The sequence below is a fragment of the Nonomuraea sp. NPDC003201 genome, assembly GCF_053590415.1.
In genome coordinates, this window is record NZ_JBSFTC010000657.1 from 1 (window position 1) to 2433 (window position 2433).

4 protein-coding genes are annotated in these 2433 nt (G+C 72.7%); all 4 read left to right on the forward strand.

Features of this window, described 5'->3' with window-relative positions; genetic code table 11:
• Positions 1-140 precede the first annotated feature (140 nt).
• Positions 141-746, forward strand: coding sequence for a hypothetical protein (locus tag ACWDX9_RS62375; RefSeq protein ID WP_449973293.1), 606 nt, complete (start codon positions 141-143; stop codon positions 744-746).
• The gene (locus ACWDX9_RS62380; protein ID WP_449973294.1) at positions 728-1396 is read left to right on the forward strand and encodes an ABC transporter ATP-binding protein; all 669 of its coding nucleotides are present in this window, start codon (positions 728-730) and stop codon (positions 1394-1396) included. The genes ACWDX9_RS62375 and ACWDX9_RS62380 overlap by 19 nt, the downstream gene beginning before the upstream one ends.
• Positions 1393-2070 carry an ABC transporter ATP-binding protein gene (locus tag ACWDX9_RS62385; RefSeq protein ID WP_449973295.1) on the forward strand — a complete coding sequence of 226 codons (678 nt, stop codon included), beginning with the start codon at positions 1393-1395 and terminating at the stop codon, positions 2068-2070. The genes ACWDX9_RS62380 and ACWDX9_RS62385 overlap by 4 nt, the downstream gene beginning before the upstream one ends.
• Positions 2064-2433, forward strand: a 370-nt coding sequence (locus ACWDX9_RS62390) for a hypothetical protein (RefSeq protein WP_449973296.1), incomplete at its 3' end; no start/stop codon positions are given. The genes ACWDX9_RS62385 and ACWDX9_RS62390, both read left to right, overlap by 7 nt.

Genomic DNA, 2433 nt, shown 5'->3' on the forward strand with positions numbered 1-2433 from the left:
GCTCACGATCACCACCAGCACCCGCCGCCGCAGCGGCACGCCCTGCGCTGTCACCCCTCCAGAGTGGCAGACGCAAGGTAAACGCCCCGCTAACCTGCTGTTCAGCGGGCGCTTTCCAGCCCGCTCCTAGCGTGGGGAACATGAAGGTACGGCAGGGCGTCATGGCTCTGGCCATCGCAGGGCTGGCGGCGGGCTGCGCGGCTTCGGCGCCCGCCCAATCCACGACGCAGACGCAATCCCAAACACAGGCACAGGCACAGGAACCAGCACCGGCTCCGCAGCCCACGGAGTCGAATCCGCCGGGCGACATTCCGGACAGCACGGTCTTCGTGAGCTACCGGCATCCCGGGCAGCCGTACGAGGTGAAGGTACCCGAGGGCTGGGCACGCACGGACCTGCCCACCGGGGCCTCCTTCACCGACAAGCTGAACACCATCCGCATCGAGACCGTCGCCGCCGCCGCGCCGCCGACCGAGGCATCGGTCCGGAACCAGGTGCACAGCGGCGACATCCGCACGCTCGGCACGGTGAGCAGAAACGGCGGCAAGGCGGTGCGGATCGTCTACCGCGCCGACAGCGCCCCCGATCCGGTCACGGGCAAGGTCGTCAAGGACGAGGTCGAGCGCTACGTCTTCCACCACGCCGGACGCGACGCGATCCTGACCCTTTCGGGGCCGGTGGGCGCCGACAACGTGGACCCGTGGCGCACGGTCTCCGACTCCTTCCGATGGACGACGGCGCCGTGATCCTGCAGGCCGAGGAGCTCTACCGGTTCTACCGGTCGGGCGAGGAGGAGACCCGGGCGCTGCGCGGCGTCAGCCTCCACGCCGCTGCGGGCGAGGTCGTGCTGGTCAGCGGCCCGTCCGGGTCAGGTAAGTCCACGCTGCTGGCATGCCTCGGCGGGTTGGACGACCCGGACGGCGGCATCGTCAGGGTGGACGGGCACCGCATCAGCCACCGGCCGGAGGCGGAGCGGGCCGCGCTGCGGGCCCGGCTGGTCGGGGTGCTGTTCCAGAACGGGAACCTGATCGAGCACCTGACGGTGGCCGCCAACGTCGACCTGGCCCAGCGGCTGGCGGGGCGGCAGGACCGGCGTCTGCGTGACGAGTTGCTGGCCCGTCTGGGGCTCTCGGCCAGGGCACGGGCGTGGCCGAGCGAGCTGTCCGGAGGAGAGTCGGCCCGCGCTGGGCTGGCTGTCGCGCTGGCGAACCGCCCCGCGCTGCTGCTGGCCGACGAGCCCACGGGCGAGCTCGACCAGCACACCGAGGCGCCCGTGCTGCGGCTGATCCGCGAGCAGGCCGGCGAGCGGACCGCCGTGGTGATCGCCTCGCACAGCCCGGCTGTGCGGCGGCTGGCCGACCGCGTCGTGGAGCTGAAGGACGGGCGAGCGGCATGACCGTGGAGCCGAAGGACCAGGCGGCCGAAATGACCGCGCTGGTCACCTGCCAGGGTCTGGCCCGGTCGTACGGCAAGGGGGCGAACGCCCTGGTCGCCGTGCACAGCGTCACCTGCGACCTGCGGCCGGGGCAGCAGGTCGCGGTCACCGGCCCGTCGGGGTCGGGCAAGACGACGCTGCTGCACCTGCTCGCAGGGCTCGACCGGCCCACGACGGGGCGGATCGCCTGGCCTGCCCTCGACGACCACCCGCGCGGCCGCGTCGGCGTGGTCTTCCAGGGGCCGAGTCTTCTTCCCCCGCTCAATGTCGCCGAGAACGTCGCGCTGCCGCTGATCATCGCAGGTGCGGGAGACGCCGAGGCCGCGGAACGAGCGCTGATCGCGCTGGCCACGATCGGCCTGGCCGACCTGGCCGGGTCACTGCCCGAAGAGTTGTCGGGCGGGCAGTCGCAACGCGTGGCGGTCGCCCGCGTGCTGGCCGCCGAACCCCGCCTGATCATCGCGGACGAGCCCACGGCACAGCTTGACTCCGATCTGGCTCGCCGCGTGGTGGACCTGCTCACCGGGGTGGCCACCCGGCTGGAGGCGGCCCTCGTGGTCGCCACGCACGATCCGCAGGTCGCAGCGCGGTTGCCCACGATCTGGACCATGAGCGACGGAGCTCTCACATGCTGATCCTCATCTGGCTGCGTGGCCTGCTGACCCGCCGGGCAGGCAGGCTGGCGGCGGCCGCGGCGGGCATCGCGCTCGCCGTGGCGCTTCCTGCCGCGCTCGGCGCGTTCCTCGCCTCCGCCAAGGCCACCATGACCGCCCGCTCGATCCAGCGGGTCGCGGTCGACTGGCAGGTGGAGCAGCAACCCGGCCAGACCGTGTCCGTCCCGATGCCGGGCACGTCCCGCGAGGTGAGCTTCGCCAGGATCGATGGCTTCGAGTCCCGTCAGGCCGGGCAGACACTGACCACGGGTGCGGGCCAGGTCCTCGGCCTGCCCGCCGGCTACGCCGCGACCTTCCCGGGCGAGCTGCGCCTGCTCGCGGGGC